The organism is Pseudomonas sp. p50(2008) (assembly GCF_015351605.1).
Classification (GTDB): Bacteria; Pseudomonadota; Gammaproteobacteria; order Pseudomonadales; family Pseudomonadaceae; genus Aquipseudomonas.
In genome coordinates this window covers 167,458-183,203 of sequence record NZ_JACMYF010000009.1, presented here as the reverse complement: position 1 = coordinate 183,203, position 15,746 = coordinate 167,458, and the positions used below count along the sequence as shown (strand labels likewise).

Sequence of the window (15,746 nt, the reverse complement as noted above, 5' to 3'; positions counted from 1 at the left end):
GCCATGAGCGGCCCGCAAAAAGCCAACGACCTGTTGGGGCAAATCCCCAAGACCAAAGGCTTGCCGCCGGTCCACCTGTGGAATCCCGACTTCTGCGGCGATATCGACATGCGCATCGCCCGGGACGGCACCTGGTATTACCTGGGCACGCCGATCGGACGTAAGCCGATGGTCAAGCTGTTCTCCACCATCATTCGCCGCGACGGCGATGATTATTTCCTCATTACCCCCGTCGAAAAGGTCGGTATCAAGGTCGACGATGCGCCGTTCGTGGCCATCGCCGTAGAGGTAGAAGGCGAGGGCGAGTCCCAGGTGCTGCGCTTTACCACCAACGTCGATGAGTTCGCCGAAGCGGGCGCCGAACACCCGATTCGCGTTGTCACAGACCCCGTCACCCAAGAGCCGGCGCCTTACGTGCACGTGCGCACTAACCTTGAAGCACTCATCCATCGCAATGTGTTTTACCAACTGGTGGAGCTGGCCGTGACCCGCGAAATCGATGGGCAACATTGGTTGGGCGTGTGGAGCGGCGGAGAATTTTTCCCTATAGGTCTCGAACCCTGATCCCTCCTGTGAGGCGCTCTGCGATTTCGAATAAAATCGAATTGACACCCAATCATGTGATGATTAGCGTAGACCTCCTTAGCGAACGGTTCCGGGGTCCCCATGTCCAGCAGCTTTCACGCATCGACGGTCGACTGGCTGGGTAGCTGGATCGCCGCTGGCCAGGTCAAGCCCGGTGAAACCCTCAAGGTAGAAGCCGACCTTGGCGAGCAGCTCGGTGTCAGCCGTACCGTCATCCGCGAGGCCATCAAAACCCTGGTCGCCAAAGGCCTGCTCGAAGTCGGGCCCAAGGTGGGGACGCGGGTTCTGCCAGTGCGGCGCTGGAACCTGTTTGATCCGCAAGTCGTAGGGTGGCTTTCGCGGAACGGGTTACCGGAAAACTTTGTCGACGATCTCCTCGACCTGCGCCGAACCATCGAGCCAATGGCCGTGCGTTGGGCGTGCGAAAGGGCCACGGTCGACCAGGTGCAAGCCATCCTGCAGGCCTACAACGCGCTGGAACGTGCTGTGGAAAGCGGCATCGATTACAACCGCGCAGACCAGTTCTTTCACGAATGCATCCTCGCCGCGAGCCACAACCAGTTCATCGAACAGATGGTCCCCGCGCTCGGCGCATTATTGGCTGTCTCGTTCGAGGTCTCCGCAGCCGACCCCGACGAATTGCGCCGCACCCTGCCGATCCACAAAGACATGGCCGACGCTATCGCCGCGCGGGATGCGGCGCGCGGTGTCTGGGCCTGCATGACACTCATCGACAATGCCGATCTGGCTATCAAGCGGTTCTACCCACAAGTCATGGCTGACCGAAAAGCCAGCTGAACGTATCGCCTAAAAACATGCATGCAGGAGGTTTCATGACGTGGACCGCAGTGACCGGACACCGCGCGCAGCTCGGCGAAGGCCCATTCTGGGACGTCCCCACCCAAGCGCTTTACTGGGTGGATATTGCTGGCAAGCAAGCGCTGCGGTTGATCGGCGCCAATGTGCAGATCTGGGAGATGCCAGAGCACGTATCCGCCTCCATTCCCTGTGAAAGCGGCGATGCGCTGGTGGCATTGAGCAGTGGCGTGTATCGACTGGACCTTGACTCCCCGGGCCTTGAGCCGCGTCTGACCTTGTTCTGTGTCGCTGATCCGCAGCCGGGCAATCGTCCCAATGAAGCGCGTTGCGATGCTCAGGGCAGACTCTGGCTCAGCACGATGCAAAACAACATCGGCGAGCAGGGCGAGGACTTGCCCGTCGTGCGACGTTCCGGTGGCCTGTTTCGTATCGATCGTGATGCGCGGGTCATGCCGTTGCTCCGCGGACTGGGCATTCCCAACACCTTGCTGTGGAGCGATGACGCAACCACCGTGTATTTCGGCGACAGCCTCGACAGCACGCTCTACCGGCATTTCATCCGCACCGATGGCAACCTCGATGCCGCGCAGGTCTGGTTCGGTCCCCATGAGCGCGGCGGCCCTGACGGCTCGGCGATGGATGCCGAGGGATTCATCTGGAACGCCCGATGGGACGGCAGTTGCCTGCTCAGATTGACGCCGGACGGCACAGTCGACCGCGTGATCGAACTGCCAGTCAGCCGCCCGACCAGCTGCGTGTTTGGCGGTGCAGACTTGAAAACCCTCTACATCACCAGCGCAGCCAGCCCGCTAAAGCATCCCCTTGACGGCGCTGTTCTTTCCATTGAGGTCGAAACACCCGGAAAACCTTGTCAGCGTTTTGCGGGATAGATCCCAAAATATGGGATGTAAAAGTATATATTGAGATTATTGGGTCGTCAGGTTTATAGTCGGCCATCAGTTACACGCACTCACACTTAAAAAAATAAAACAGGTGAAGTGATGCAGCGATTTTCCAGAAAAGCTTTCGGCCGGACATCCACAGATGCCCGGTTTTTGTCGTGCCTGCGAAAAGGAGTCTTGATCCATGGCTGAACCTTTATCCCTGCCGCCAGTTCCCGAGCCGCCAACGGGCGAGCGACTGAAAAACAAGGTCGTGCTGTTGACTGGCGCCGCCCAGGGCATTGGCGAAGCCATTGTCGCGACCTTCGCCTCGCAGCAGGCCAGGCTGGTCATCAGCGACATCCAGGCGGAGAAAGTCGAAAAAGTCGCGGCGCACTGGCGTGAAAAGGGCTTCGATGTCCAGGCCATCAAGGCCGACGTTTCACGCCAGGAGGATTTGCACGCCATGGTCAGATTGGCCATCGAGCTGCACGGTCGAATCGACGTGCTGGTCAATTGTGCCGGGGTCAACGTATTCCGCGATCCGCTGGAAATGACCGAAGAGGATTGGCGTCGCTGCTTCGCCATCGATCTGGATGGCGCCTGGTACGGCTGTAAAGCGGTGCTGCCGCAAATGATCGAGCAGGGCATCGGCAGCATCATCAATATTGCCTCGACCCATTCCACCCACATCATCCCGGGCTGCTTCCCGTACCCGGTCGCCAAACATGGCCTGCTCGGCCTGACCCGAGCGCTGGGCATCGAATACGCGCCGAAGGGTATCCGCGTCAACGCGATCGCGCCGGGCTACATCGAAACCCAACTGAATGTCGACTACTGGAACGGTTTCGCCGATCCCCACGCCGAGCGTCAGCGCGCTTTCGATCTGCATCCACCGCGCCGCATCGGGCAGCCGATGGAGGTGGCGATGACGGCTGTTTTCCTGGCCAGCGATGAAGCACCGTTCATCAATGCTTCCTGCATCACCATCGATGGTGGCCGCTCGGTCATGTACCACGACTGAGTAAAACAGGTCTCAGGCGCACGACTTCGCCTGTAATCCAATCATCATACGATATGACTATTTCTCGCTTTATCGAACTCTACAAAAATAACAAGGAGTCAGCTTATGAATCGTCGTCGTGGGATCCGTTCCCTGTGCTGTGCCGCCTTGGCGGTCACTGCGTTCAGTCTCGGCAGTACGTTAATGGCGGCCGAGGAAGTGAAGATCGGTTTTCTGGTCAAGCAAGCGGAAGAGCCCTGGTTCCAGACTGAATGGGCGTTCGCCGAGAAGGCGGGTAAAGAAAAAGGTTTCACGGTCATCAAGATCGCCGTGCCCGACGGCGAGAAAACCCTCTCGGCTATCGACAGCCTGGCTGCCAATGGCGCCAAGGGCTTCGTGATTTGCCCGCCGGATGTCTCCCTGGGCCCTGCGATCATGGCCAAGGCCAAACTCAACGGCTTGAAAGTGATCGCCGTCGATGACCGTTTCGTCGATGCCAGCGGCAAGTTCATGGAAGACGTTCCGTACCTGGGCATGGCGGCATTCGAAGTCGGCCAGAAACAGGGCAACGCGATGGCCGCCGAAGCCAAAAAACGCGGCTGGGACTGGAAAGACACCTACGCGGTGATCAACACCTACAACGAACTCGACACCGGCAAGAAACGCACCGACGGCTCAGCGAAAGCCCTGGAAGATGCCGGTCTGCCGAAAGACCACATCCTGTTCTCGGCACTGAAAACCCTCGACGTGCCGGGCAGCATGGACGCCACCAACTCGGCGTTGGTCAAACTGCCAGGCGCAGCAAAAAACCTGATCATCGGCGGCATGAACGACAACACCGTGCTGGGCGGCGTGCGTGCTACCGAAAGCGCCGGGTTTGCAGCGGCCAATGTCATCGGCATTGGCATCAACGGCACCGACGCCATTGGCGAACTGAAGAAAGCCAACAGTGGTTTCTTCGGCTCGATGCTGCCTAGCCCCCACATCGAGGGCTACAACACCGCCAGCATGATGTTCGAGTGGGTCACCACTGGCAAAGAGCCGCCCAAGTACACCGCGATGGACGACGTCACCCTGATCACTCGCGAGAACTTCAAGCAGGAACTGGAAAAGATCGGCCTCTGGAATTGAGGGTTGATTGATTTCGCTGGTGGCCCTGGCGACGGGGCTGCCTGATCTGTGTGATGAGGTGGTTATGCACGCGCAAACACAACTGCAATACAGTGCCGGCGGCAGCTTGCGCTTCAACGGGATCGGCAAGACCTTTCCGGGGGTGAAGGCGCTGGACGGCATCAGCTTCGTCGCCCATCCGGGACAGGTTCACGCCTTGATGGGTGAGAACGGCGCCGGCAAATCCACGCTGTTGAAAATTCTCGGTGGCGCATACACGCCAAGCAGCGGCGATCTGCAAATCGGTGATCAGACGCACGTCTTCAAGTCGACGGCTGACAGCATCGGCAGTGGCGTCGCGGTGATCCATCAGGAGCTGCACCTGGTGCCGGAAATGACGGTCGCGGAAAACCTGTTCCTAGGTCATCTGCCTGCAAGCTTCGGCCTGATCAATCGCTCGGCATTACGGCAACAGGCGCTGGCTTGTCTCAAGGGGCTGGCCGACGAAATCGATCCGCAAGAGAAAGTAGGGCGCCTGTCCCTCGGTCAGCGGCAACTGGTGGAAATCGCCAAGGCGTTGTCACGCGGCGCTCATGTGATCGCGTTCGACGAGCCCACCAGCAGCCTGTCGGCACGAGAAATCGATCGCTTGATGGCGATCATCGGCCGCCTGCGGGACGAGGGAAAAGTGGTGCTGTACGTCTCCCATCGCATGGAAGAAGTCTTCCGCATCTGCAATGCCGTCACCGTGTTCAAGGATGGTCGCTACGTGCGCACCTTCGAGGACATGAGCGCGCTCAGCCACGACCAACTGGTGACGTGCATGGTCGGTCGCGATATTCAGGACATCTACGATTACCGCCCTCGGCAGCGCGGCGCCGTGGCGCTCAAAGTGCATGGCTTGCTCGGCCCTGGATTGCGCGACCCCGTGAGTTTTGACGTGCACAAGGGCGAGATTCTCGGGCTGTTCGGTCTGGTCGGCGCCGGTCGCACGGAGTTGTTGCGCATGCTCAGCGGGCTCGAACGCAACACCGCCGGACGCCTGGAACTTCGCGGCCACGAACTGAACCTGCGCTCGCCCCGGGACGCCATCGCGGCAGGCATTTTGCTCTGCCCCGAAGACCGCAAGAAGGAAGGCATCATGCCGCTGTCCAGCGTCGCCGAGAACATCAATATCAGTGCTCGCGGCGCGCATTCCACGTTCGGTTGCCTGCTGCGAGGGTTGTGGGAAAAGGGCAACGCCGACAAACAGATCAAGGCCCTGAAGGTAAAAACCCCCGATGCGGCGCAGAAGATCATGTACCTGTCCGGAGGCAATCAGCAGAAGGCCATTCTCGGTCGCTGGTTGTCGATGCCGATGAAAGTACTGCTGCTTGACGAGCCCACACGCGGCATCGACATCGGCGCGAAAGCCGAGATCTACCAGATCATCCACAACCTGGCTGCCAGTGGCATCGCAGTGATCGTGGTGTCCAGCGACCTGATGGAAGTGATGGGGATTTCCGACCGCATTCTGGTGCTGTGCGAAGGCGCGATGCGTGGCGAACTCACCCGCGAACAGGCCAATGAATCCAACCTGCTGCAATTGGCTTTGCCACGCCACCGCGCTGACGGCGTGGCGAACTGAGAGGTGACTATGATGACAACCCAAAACAACGCTTTGCCTACCGAGCGCAAGCCTTTGGACCTGCGCCGGTTTCTCGATGACTGGGTCATGTTGCTCGCGGCCGTCGGGATCTTCGTGCTCTGCACACTGTTGATCGACAACTTCCTTTCACCGTTGAACATGCGCGGCCTCGGGCTGGCAATTTCGACGACCGGGATCGCGGCCTGCACCATGTTGTACTGCCTGGCGTCGGGGCATTTTGACTTGTCGGTGGGCTCGGTGATTGCCTGTGCCGGTGTCGTGGCGGCGGTGGTGATGCGCGACACCGACAGTGTGTTTCTCGGGGTCAGCGCAGCGCTGCTGATGGGCCTGATAGTCGGGCTGATCAACGGCATCGTCATCGCCAAACTGCGGGTCAATGCGTTGATTACCACGCTGGCGACCATGCAGATTGTTCGCGGCCTGGCCTACATTTTCGCCAACGGCAAAGCGGTCGGCGTCTCCCAGGAGCAGTTCTTCGTGTTCGGCAACGGTCAGTTGTTTGGTGTGCCGGTCCCCATCCTGATCACCATCGTGTGCTTTCTGTTTTTCGGCTGGCTGCTCAACTACACCACCTACGGACGCAACACCATGGCCATCGGCGGTAACCAGGAAGCGGCGCTGCTGGCCGGGGTGAATGTCGATCGCACCAAGATCATCATCTTTGCCGTGCACGGCGTGATCGGTGCGTTGGCCGGGGTGATCCTGGCGTCGCGAATGACCTCCGGGCAACCCATGATCGGCCAGGGTTTCGAGCTGACGGTCATCTCGGCGTGCGTGCTGGGTGGCGTGTCGCTGAGCGGTGGGATTGGCATGATTAGGCACGTGATTGCCGGGGTCTTGATTTTGGCGATCATCGAAAATGCGATGAACCTGAAGAACATCGATACGTTTTATCAGTATGTGATTCGGGGTTCGATTTTGTTGTTGGCCGTTGTGATTGACCGGCTGAAACAACGCTAAAACTGATGTCTGTTTCTTCTTTGATTTCAGTAAAAAAGGAAGCGTCCTACATACAAACTATTTCATACGCGCCTTAATTCGCCGTGTTTGGATTCCGCCCAGAGCAGAGGCTCTCGGTGGAATCCCGGTCGTTTATGCCGTAGGAAATCTGTTAATGGAACTAACAAAAATATTTTCGCCACAGAACCGGCGTCTGATCAGGTTCACGTCGGCAAATAAGGGGGAGCAGGAACTGCTCCTTGAACAACTCTCCGGCACTGAAGGGTTGTCGACATTATTCAGTTTCGAGTTATCGCTGATCAGCCAGGATGCGCGACTGGAACTCAAATCGTTAATAGCGCAACCCGCGCTACTCGACGTCGAACTGGCCACCGGAGACGCCCGATACATTCATGGCTATATCAGTCGTTTCAGCCTGACGAGCAGTGACGGGGGGCTTGCACACTATTCGGCAACACTGAGTCCCTGGTTGTGGATGCTGTCGCGCCGTTTCGACTCGCGGATCTTTCAAGAACAATCGATTGAAGACGTCATTTGTACGGTGTTTGCACACTACGGTGCGTTGCCCTGTTTCGAGTTCCGTCTGGGGCAGCCGCTTAAATCCCGTAGTTACATCACGCAGTACCGCGAGAGCGATCTGGATTTCGTCTTGCGCCTGCTGGAGTGTGAAGGGTTGTTCTTTTACTTCGATCACACGAAGCAAGGGCATCAGCTGATCATCACCGATCACTCTCGTCATCTGGAACCGCTGGCGCAGCAACCGCAGATCCGCTATCACAGCGCCTCGGTCACCGAGACGGCCGACTCGATCACGCACTGGAGCAGCTACCGTTTTTTGCAGTCCGGCAGCATGGCGATCCAGACATTCGACTACCGGCAACCGCGCAATCCGCTACCGGTCAGCATGCCCAGCCTTAATGATCAGGGTGAGGTTCCTGCCTACGAAATCTACGACGTTGCCGGTCATTACAGTCACGGTCTGCCCGAGGGTGGTGAGACGCTGGTTCGTCATCGACTCGAAGCACTGGAAGTGCAGGGCAAGACGTTTCACGGCGCCAGCAACTGTCGCGCGATGTTGCCTGGCTACACCTTCGAATTGACCCAGCATTTCGATCACGACCGCGACCCGATCGACGATCGCCGTTTCCTGCTGATGAGGGTCGAGCACCACGCCCGTAACAACTACCTGTCGGATCAACCGGCGGGTTATCGAAACAGTTTTGTCTGCATCCGCGAAAAGATTCCCTATCGGCCCCCTATCACCAAGCCGCGTCCATCGCTGGCGGGCTCGCTCACCGCCATCGTGGTGGGTCCCGAAGGCGAAGAGGTCTTTACGGATGCGCTGGCGCGGGTGCAAGTACGCTTCCACTGGCAGCGTGAGCAAGATCCAGCGGGCGCAACCACCTGGCTGAGGGTGGCCATGCCCAGTGCGGGGGCCGGTTTTGGTCATCAGTTTTTGCCGCGGGTGGGGCAGGAAGTGCTGGTGACCTTTCTGGGCGGCGACATCGACCGACCGCTTGTGACCTCGGTGCTCTACAACGCCGATCATTTGCCACCGCGCTTCAGCAATGCCACGGGCTTGCCGGGTAACCGGGCGCTGTCGGGCATCCAGACCCAGGAACACAAAGGCAACGGCTTCAACGAACTGCTGTTCGACGACACGCCCGGTGCGCTGCGGGCCCGAATGGCCACGACCCATCACGCCACGGCGCTGAACCTTGGCAAACTCACCACGCCCCGAACCGATGGGCAAGCCCAGCCGAGAGGCAACGGCGCCGAACTGCGTACCGACGCTGCGATTGCCCTTCGTGCAGCTCAGGGCATGTTGTTGACCACCTATGCCCGTCACGGTGCGCAGGGTTCGCAGTTGGACCGCGATGAGCTGCTCAAGCTGCTGGGCGAGTGCGGTGAACTGTTCCATTCCCTCGGCCAGACGGCTGCGGCGCGGGGCAGTCAGCAGGTCGACACCCAAGGCATTGAAGCGCTACGCCAGTCCCTGAATCGATGGCCTGATCCTGGCAGCAACAGTTCAGGAGAGCCGGTTGTTGCAGTGGCCGCCGAAGCGGGCATCGCCAGCGCGACACCGCGTTCACAAGTGCACTACGCCGGCGAAAACCACGACACCACGGCTCAGGACCACCTGCAATTAACCAGCGGAGCGGCAATGCGCTTGAACGCTGGCCAGGGGATTTGTGCGTTTGCGCAAGATCAAGGCATCAGCGCCATCGCCAATCGCGGCAAGGTGCTCGTGCAGGCCCAGGAGGATGACATCGCGCTCAACGCGCAAAAGAACCTGCACCTGTCAGCCGCTGAAGGTGAGGTGGTCATCACAGCCACAACTATCCGTTTGGTGGCCGACGACGGCAGCTACATCAAGATCGGTGGCGGCGTCGAGATCGGCACGCAGGACAAAGTCATGGTGCATGCCAGCGACCACGACTGGGTGGGACCGAAAACCGACAGCGTTGCCATCCCGACCTTCAGCCGTGATCCATCGGCAAAACGCCTGGCTTTTCACTACCCCGGACACGTCAGCGACAGCCCTCGGATGGCGGCTGATCAGGCGTATCAGATTGAACTGGGGGACGGCAGCGTGGTGCAAGGTTTGACAAGCGCGACGGGATTGACGGAGCGAGTAAAGCGAGAGGCGATGCATCGTGCGCAGGTAACGGCGACCCGTAAACCGGACCCGGCAGGAGGGGAACAATGACGGACTCAAGCGTGTACACGGTGGCACAGACGACCACACGATTAATTCCCAACTGCTCCGCTGACCACCTGTTGGAAGTACCTGGGGATCTGCCCGGCGTGGTGATCTTTTTGCACGGGGTCAATGATCCGGGAGCGTCGTATGAGTCGGTGGAAACGGGGTTGTGCCAGGGGGTTAATGAGCGGCTGGATCGGCCTGATCTGAAGGCGGGGCGGTATGGGGCTGATTTCAGTGCGGCTAAAGCTTTGCCGCCGGAGCTGCGAGGGGATGAGCATAAATTCGCGCTCGATGATCCTGATACCTACCTCTACCAGCGCGACACCGCTGATCCCAAAGTGCGTAGTTTGATGATCCCGTTTTACTGGGGTTACAGGGCCGAACCGGGAGAAATCAAGCGCGATGTGAATGGTGATCCAGCAAGACTGCGGGATCAGTTCCAGGACATATTCAACAACCGGCTGGACCGTCACTTCGCAAAGGGCGGTGGGTTCTTTGCAAATGCCACGAACAATTTGCTGGATATGTACAAGGAGGGCTTTTCCGAAAGGGTACGCATTCTGGTGCAACCGACGATGCCCAATCCCCTGTACATGGGCAAGGCACCGCATCGGCGTTATTTCGTGCTGGCCGCAGCCCGCCTGGCGATGCTGGTCAGCGAGATTCGCCGTGTTTCGCCCGATGAAACAATCACCATCATGGGGCACAGCCAGGGCACGCTAATTACCTTACTTGCTCAAGCCATGTTGATTGATCGGGGCGAACGCTGTGCCGACTGCGCAATCATGGTGGCCTCGCCTTATTCAGTCATGCCAGAGACGACACCTAAAGAGTCCAACACTCTTAAAGTACTGATCGACCTTGTGCAACAAATCACCCAGTCGCCCCATGCGCAGCCGCCCTTGAGCGCCGCGCGTTGTGGCGTGCCGGGCTATGGCGGACGCACCGGGCCTAGCTGGTCACCTGAACAGGGCCAGCGTTTAGGGACTGACGGGAAAACAGGGGTGTTTCCTGAGCGCGATAATCGCGGCAAGGTGTACCTGTATTTCTGTCCCGACGACACCACGGTGGCGCTCAGCAAGGTGCAGGGCATCGGCACCTACGGCGTGCCGGACATGCTCCTTGATGGGCAGCCAGCCATGAACGCTTTGCAATCCTTGCGCTTCTACCAGCGTTTATGGACCAAGCGTTTGCGCGAAGGTAAACCCGTGCTGGTCGGTAAGGCTCCGCAACAGGATTTTATTAGAGCAAAAGGCGAAGCGCGTTATCCCGGTGGCTGGTCTGCCGCAGCAGTTGCCTCGCGAGCACCGATTCACGACGGCCAAGAGCGCAACATCAACGCAGAGCAACTGCACCCGCCTCATGAGCCGCAGATGTTCGGTGGCGAAGCACTGACAGGATCGACTCACAAGGCAGGCATGGATCGTCCTGATGCTGTGTCGCAAAACGCTGCACTGGGCAACCCCAGCGCAACCTTCAAATGGATATTCGTCCAAAACCTCTCCGATCGAATCGACGTGGAAGTCGTGCGCGACCGCTGGAACCAAGGAAAAGAGCCGGACGATCAGACCCACGCCTTCCGCCGCACTGCAGTGTCCGGTATTGCATTGCTCGACACCAAGGATCACTACCGCTACGAACGTGAGGAAACGCCGAACGAAATTCGTGCCCGAATGGAAGTCGACCCCAAAGAGTGGAGTGATAACAGCTATCACTCGGCAGTGTTACGCAGCCCGGACAACCATCGCTGGGTAACAGCGATGGACATCGCGATTGGGCAGGCGAAGTGTCTGGATGATCCAGTGATGCGTGAGGTGTTGGTGGCGATTGCGGATTGGAAAATCGATGAGCGTCGTTATTTAGAAGTGATCGGATTAAACGGCTGGTCACGGCTTAGTCCAGAAGCTCAGGCGCTAGTTGAATCCAGTTATCTCTATTATGACAAAGGTGTCTTTCCATCTGATGAATTGGTATCGATGACGCCACCGCTGCTGATCCAAACTCCTTCGGAAAAAGGAGTGTCGAAATGAGAGGGCGCCAGTACGACAGATCTCAGCGACCTAAACTGAAGGCCTATCTTTGGCTGGCGATGATTCTGATAGCCGCTTGTATGGGTTTTTTATTGTTCTTCATTTACATAACACCAGTGGAAAATTTGAAGCCAAAGGAGTTGGGTGTTTTTATGCGTTGGGGAATCGTGAGTGTTTTGAGTGGTTTGGTGTTTGCCTATGGTGTGCATTGGTTTGCCAAGCAGGTAGCTTATGAAAAGGAGCAACTTTCGGTCTACAAAACTAAAGTCGTCGCTGACTCAACCGAACAGTGTGCTTTGCGTGAGCGCACCTATTCGCTGGAGATAAGGGGAGTGGGGCTTGCGGGTAAAGGATGGTATCAATCATCGGTGTGGAGAGAAATCGAGAAAAAAGCAGACAATTTTACCTCGATTTATTCGCATAATCCTGAGGACTACAAGGCCTCAGTGACCTCCAGAACAAACACCAGTCGCCTTGCCGTCCGAGCTGCTTTCACATTCTCCGCTACTGACTCAGTTGCATATTGGCCGATTCCCGTTTTTGCATTGGGTCCACCGGATCCCTATGAGAAAGGCTATAAAGCAGGAGGCCTGATCAATTCTGGTCGAAACGCTGCCACCTTAGGTGTTACGCAGTTCCTCTGGCAAGACGACGAAAATACCTCTCATGCACAAGCTATGATCGAGCGACTCTTCGTGTTTTTTGACGAGAACCCGCAGGTGCCTCAGGCGCTGATAGCCAGCAGAGATGGGGATGTTACAAGAGACATTTATCGAAAACCCGATACGCCCGGATTGCAGAATGACCAGGTTGTACCGACGGTACATGAAAGTGTGACCGGTCTTCTTGTCTCGCGTTCGGATCGTGTAGACCGTTACGTCCGTCCCTATGCAACGCAGGACACTGAGGACAACCAAAACAAGAAGACTGATCTTGGCAAGCTGTGGGCGTTTTATTGGGATCGGGACCGTGCTTTTCACGAGTGGTATAAAGACGTTGAGCGTGCCAAAGGTAAAACCGGGTACATACATCCGCCATCAACAATGTCCACCGCCTACTGGCAATCCCAACTCCCCACCCTCTGGAAAACGCTGAGCAACCGAGGCCCCGGCCACTTCGAACCCTCTCCATGGCTCCCTGTACGCTGGGCTAACCATCAAGTCAAAGAGTTCGACAAAGCCCCTATCCTGGGCTATCTGCACCGCCCAATCAAAGTCCCAATGCAGGACGAAAACGGCAAACTGCTCAAGCCGGCACTTCAGGCCAAAGCCCTTCAAGCTGGCTGGCAACAGGCGCTGGAAACCTTACCCGAAGGTGAAAAGCCGGTCCGCGTGTTTTACGACAGCACCGACAACACCCACGGCGAAATCGCCCTGACCCTCGCGCTGCACAGTCTCAACACCGACGGAACGGGACTCGAAATCGGCAACGTCGAAGAGGGGTACGACATCGGTCGTCGCCTGGGTAACACCGGCGTCAGTAGCGCCCTGGTCGAAATAAACCTCGCCACCATTGCCAGTTACAAGGACGGCGGCGTCAGCGCGGTGGTCTACACGGGAGATGACGGCAGCGTGACGGTACAAATGGTCCGCCCGCCGGACGAAGCCCGCAAATTAAAAAACCAGCAAACCCACGGCGTCGACCCCTTCACATTTCGCATGCCGGGGCGAACGCCATGACCCATCCCATCTGTCTAGGCGATTCCACCAGCAGCGGCGGCACGGTCGTGTTCTGCCAGTTTGAAAGTACTCATTGCATTAACGGCAAAACACCGGCGGTGGTGGGGGACAAGGCTACATGCCCACTGCATAAGGGCGAATTCGCCTTCATCGAAGGGCATTCGCACCGGCGTATGAAGGGCATACCTGTCGTATTGCAGGGGCATCTCCTGGCTTGTGGCTGTCATGGCGTGGCGAGCAATGCGCTGAACGTGAGAGTGACTTGAGCGGTAATCCCGGCGTTTCGGCCCAACAAAATAAACGCGAAAAATTTTGTTGTTTAGGCTGGCGTCATCGCGGGCAAGCCTTGCTCACACAGGTTTCATGTCGGCCGCATAAATTGGCGTTCGACGCATGACCTGTGGGAGCAAGGCTTGCCCGCGATGGCGGCTGATCTGACCCATCCCGCCATCATGAAAAACTCCAACCTCCCGTCACCTCCCTGAAATACTCCTTGCTGATCCCGACCCGTTTCGGTTATCACTTTGTACATGATTAGACAGGTACGATTTGACAAGAAACAACGGGTGGTCGACGAACTCATTCGGCGGATCGAAAGTGGCCTCATGGAGGACGGCTTTCTGTTGCCGGGCGAGCATCAGTTGGCTCAGGAATTCAAGGTCAGCCGAGGGACGCTGCGCGAAGCCCTGGCCGAACTGAAACGGCGCAACTACATCGCGACCCAAAGCGGTGTCGGTTCCATCGTCACATTCGACGGTGTAGTGCTCGATCAGCACAGTGGCTGGGCGCAGGCATTGGCCGACAGCGGGGCGCTGGTCAATACCGAAGTGCTGCGGCTGGAGGCGGTGGACCGGCCTGATTTGTTGTCGCGTTTCGGCACTGAGAAGTTCATCACGCTTGACCGTCGCCGTCGCACCAACGATGGCACAGTGGTTTCTCTCGAACGCTCGTTGATGCCCGCCACCGGAGGCCTGGAAAGCCTGCCGCGGGTCGGCCTGATCGACAATTCCCTGACCATTACCCTGGCCGCCTATGGCTACATCGGTGACCGCGGTGATCAATGGATCGGCGCCGAACCCTTGAACGTCGAGGACGCCGAGTTGTTGGGTCGTCCGGTTGGCACCGTCTTTCTCAAGGCGCTACGCACCACGTACGACCGGCAAAATCGCTTGATGGAACAGGTCGAAAGCCTGCTCGATCCCGTGCACTTTCGCCTGCACCTGCAATTTGGAACTTCAAAATGACCACGCTCAATCGTGCCCTCGGCGCTTTTTATGGACTGGCCTTGGGCGATGCACTGGGCATGCCCACGCAATCCTTGAGCCGGTCTGAGATCAAGGCACGCTTCGGCCAGATCTCCGACCTGCAAGACGCCGGTCCGGATCAACCGATTGCGGCCAACATGCCTAAAGGGTCGATCACCGACGATACCGAGCAAGCGATCCTGGTCGGCCAGTTGATGATCGAGGGGCGGGGCACTATCGAGCCGTCGATGCTCGCTCAGCGGCTGATCGAGTGGGAAGCCCAGATGCAGGCCAAGGGCTCCCAGGATTTGCTCGGCCCTTCGACCAAGCGTGCCATCGAGATGATTCTTGCCGGCCATTCGCCGGAAGAGGCGGGGCGCTATGGCACCACTAACGGTGCGGCGATGCGCATTACCCCTGTCGGGATCGCAGCAAACGTTGCTGATCCTGAACGCTTCATCAACGCAGTGGTGCAGGCCTGTCAGGTCACCCACAACACCACACTGGGCATTTCCAGCGCGGCGGCAGTGGCGGCGGTGGTTTCCGCCGGGATCAACGGCATGGACCTGGGCGAAGCCTTGAACCTCGGCCAGCAGATGGCTCAGCAATCCGAAGGTCGTGGCCACTGGGTGGCGGGTGGGCGTATTGCTTCGCGTATCAGTTGGGCGCGGAGCATCAGCGTCGACAGCGACAAGGCCCTGCTGGCTGACCTGCTGTACGACGTCATCGGCACCTCCGTGGCTTCGCAAGAGTCGGTGGTCGTGTCGTTTGCCCTGGCCCAACAGGTGGCGATCGGCGAAATGAGCGCCTTTGAGTCGCTGTGCCTGGCGGCCAGTCTGGGGGGCGACACCGACACCATCGCGGCTATCCTCGGCGCGATGCTGGGGGCCTGCCTGGGCCTTGAGAGCTGGCCGGTGGCGATGATCGAGACGGTCAAAGCCGTCAATGGGCTGGAGCTGGAACCTCTTGTGAAAGGACTCCTCACCCTCCGTTGAGGTAAGTAAAACCCTTTAGGAGCTGCCGAAGGCTGCGATCTTTTGATCTTTGGCAGCGCTCACGCAGCTAAAAATCAAGGTCAAA

The 15,746-nt window shown here is 58.2% G+C and carries 13 protein-coding genes; all 13 read left to right on the top strand.

The features are described from left to right. The first annotated feature begins 3 nt into the window (after nt 1–3). The gene (locus H7698_RS24315) at nt 4–564 is read left to right on the top strand and encodes a DUF1285 domain-containing protein (RefSeq protein WP_162436419.1); all 561 of its coding nucleotides are present in this window, start codon (nt 4–6) and stop codon (nt 562–564) included. Between the two features lie 102 nt (nt 565–666). After that, nucleotides 667–1,383 (top strand): FadR/GntR family transcriptional regulator, encoded by a 717-nt coding sequence (locus H7698_RS24310; RefSeq protein ID WP_162436418.1) that lies wholly within the window; start codon nt 667–669, stop codon nt 1,381–1,383. A gap of 35 nt (nt 1,384–1,418) precedes the next feature. Further along, nucleotides 1,419–2,294, top strand: a complete 876-nt coding sequence (locus tag H7698_RS24305; RefSeq protein WP_194693008.1) for an SMP-30/gluconolactonase/LRE family protein — start codon at nt 1,419–1,421, stop codon at nt 2,292–2,294. A 196-nt stretch (nt 2,295–2,490) separates the two neighbouring features. Continuing rightward, the gene (locus H7698_RS24300; RefSeq protein WP_194693007.1) at nt 2,491–3,309 is read left to right on the top strand and encodes an SDR family oxidoreductase; all 819 of its coding nucleotides are present in this window, start codon (nt 2,491–2,493) and stop codon (nt 3,307–3,309) included. A 105-nt stretch (nt 3,310–3,414) separates the two neighbouring features. Then, nucleotides 3,415–4,419 carry a substrate-binding domain-containing protein gene (locus tag H7698_RS24295; protein WP_162436415.1) on the top strand — a complete coding sequence of 335 codons (1,005 nt, stop codon included), beginning with the start codon at nt 3,415–3,417 and terminating at the stop codon, nt 4,417–4,419. A gap of 64 nt (nt 4,420–4,483) precedes the next feature. Continuing rightward, nucleotides 4,484–6,025, top strand: coding sequence for an L-arabinose ABC transporter ATP-binding protein AraG (gene araG / locus H7698_RS24290; RefSeq protein ID WP_194693006.1), 1,542 nt, complete (start codon nt 4,484–4,486; stop codon nt 6,023–6,025). 12 nt (nt 6,026–6,037) lie between these two features. Then, on the top strand, nt 6,038–7,006 hold the full coding sequence (gene araH / locus H7698_RS24285; RefSeq protein WP_162436413.1) for an L-arabinose ABC transporter permease AraH: 969 nt from the start codon (nt 6,038–6,040) through the stop codon (nt 7,004–7,006). Nucleotides 7,007–7,154: 148 nt separating this feature from the next. Next, on the top strand, nt 7,155–9,716 hold the full coding sequence (locus tag H7698_RS24280) for a type VI secretion system Vgr family protein (RefSeq protein ID WP_194693144.1): 2,562 nt from the start codon (nt 7,155–7,157) through the stop codon (nt 9,714–9,716). Beyond that, entirely contained in the window at nt 9,713–11,743 is a 2,031-nt protein-coding gene (locus H7698_RS24275) for a T6SS effector phospholipase Tle3 domain-containing protein (RefSeq protein ID WP_194693005.1), read from the top strand. Before H7698_RS24280 ends, H7698_RS24275 begins: the two co-directional genes overlap by 4 nt. Beyond that, entirely contained in the window at nt 11,740–13,422 is a 1,683-nt protein-coding gene (locus H7698_RS24270; protein WP_194693004.1) for a type VI lipase adapter Tla3 domain-containing protein, read from the top strand. Before H7698_RS24275 ends, H7698_RS24270 begins: the two co-directional genes overlap by 4 nt. Continuing rightward, nucleotides 13,419–13,688, top strand: a complete 270-nt coding sequence (locus tag H7698_RS24265; RefSeq protein WP_162436410.1) for a PAAR domain-containing protein — start codon at nt 13,419–13,421, stop codon at nt 13,686–13,688. The genes H7698_RS24270 and H7698_RS24265 overlap by 4 nt, the downstream gene beginning before the upstream one ends. A 264-nt stretch (nt 13,689–13,952) precedes the next feature. Beyond that, nucleotides 13,953–14,666 carry a GntR family transcriptional regulator gene (locus tag H7698_RS24260; RefSeq protein ID WP_194693003.1) on the top strand — a complete coding sequence of 238 codons (714 nt, stop codon included), beginning with the start codon at nt 13,953–13,955 and terminating at the stop codon, nt 14,664–14,666. Next, entirely contained in the window at nt 14,663–15,661 is a 999-nt protein-coding gene (locus H7698_RS24255) for an ADP-ribosylglycohydrolase family protein (RefSeq protein WP_194693002.1), read from the top strand. Before H7698_RS24260 ends, H7698_RS24255 begins: the two co-directional genes overlap by 4 nt. The last annotated feature ends 85 nt before the right edge of the window (nt 15,662–15,746 follow it).

Coding starts and splice junctions, on each gene's coding strand:
- H7698_RS24310 (WP_162436418.1), top strand. CDS start 667: ATGTCCAGCAGCTTTCACGCATCGACGGTCGACTGGCTGGGTAGCTGG.
- H7698_RS24255 (WP_194693002.1), top strand. CDS start 14,663: ATGACCACGCTCAATCGTGCCCTCGGCGCTTTTTATGGACTGGCCTTG.
- araG (WP_194693006.1), top strand. CDS start 4,484: ATGCACGCGCAAACACAACTGCAATACAGTGCCGGCGGCAGCTTGCGC.
- H7698_RS24305 (WP_194693008.1), top strand. CDS start 1,419: ATGACGTGGACCGCAGTGACCGGACACCGCGCGCAGCTCGGCGAAGGC.
- H7698_RS24265 (WP_162436410.1), top strand. CDS start 13,419: ATGACCCATCCCATCTGTCTAGGCGATTCCACCAGCAGCGGCGGCACG.
- H7698_RS24295 (WP_162436415.1), top strand. CDS start 3,415: ATGAATCGTCGTCGTGGGATCCGTTCCCTGTGCTGTGCCGCCTTGGCG.
- H7698_RS24300 (WP_194693007.1), top strand. CDS start 2,491: ATGGCTGAACCTTTATCCCTGCCGCCAGTTCCCGAGCCGCCAACGGGC.
- H7698_RS24260 (WP_194693003.1), top strand. CDS start 13,953: ATGATTAGACAGGTACGATTTGACAAGAAACAACGGGTGGTCGACGAA.
- H7698_RS24275 (WP_194693005.1), top strand. CDS start 9,713: ATGACGGACTCAAGCGTGTACACGGTGGCACAGACGACCACACGATTA.
- H7698_RS24315 (WP_162436419.1), top strand. CDS start 4: ATGAGCGGCCCGCAAAAAGCCAACGACCTGTTGGGGCAAATCCCCAAG.
- araH (WP_162436413.1), top strand. CDS start 6,038: ATGACAACCCAAAACAACGCTTTGCCTACCGAGCGCAAGCCTTTGGAC.
- H7698_RS24270 (WP_194693004.1), top strand. CDS start 11,740: ATGAGAGGGCGCCAGTACGACAGATCTCAGCGACCTAAACTGAAGGCC.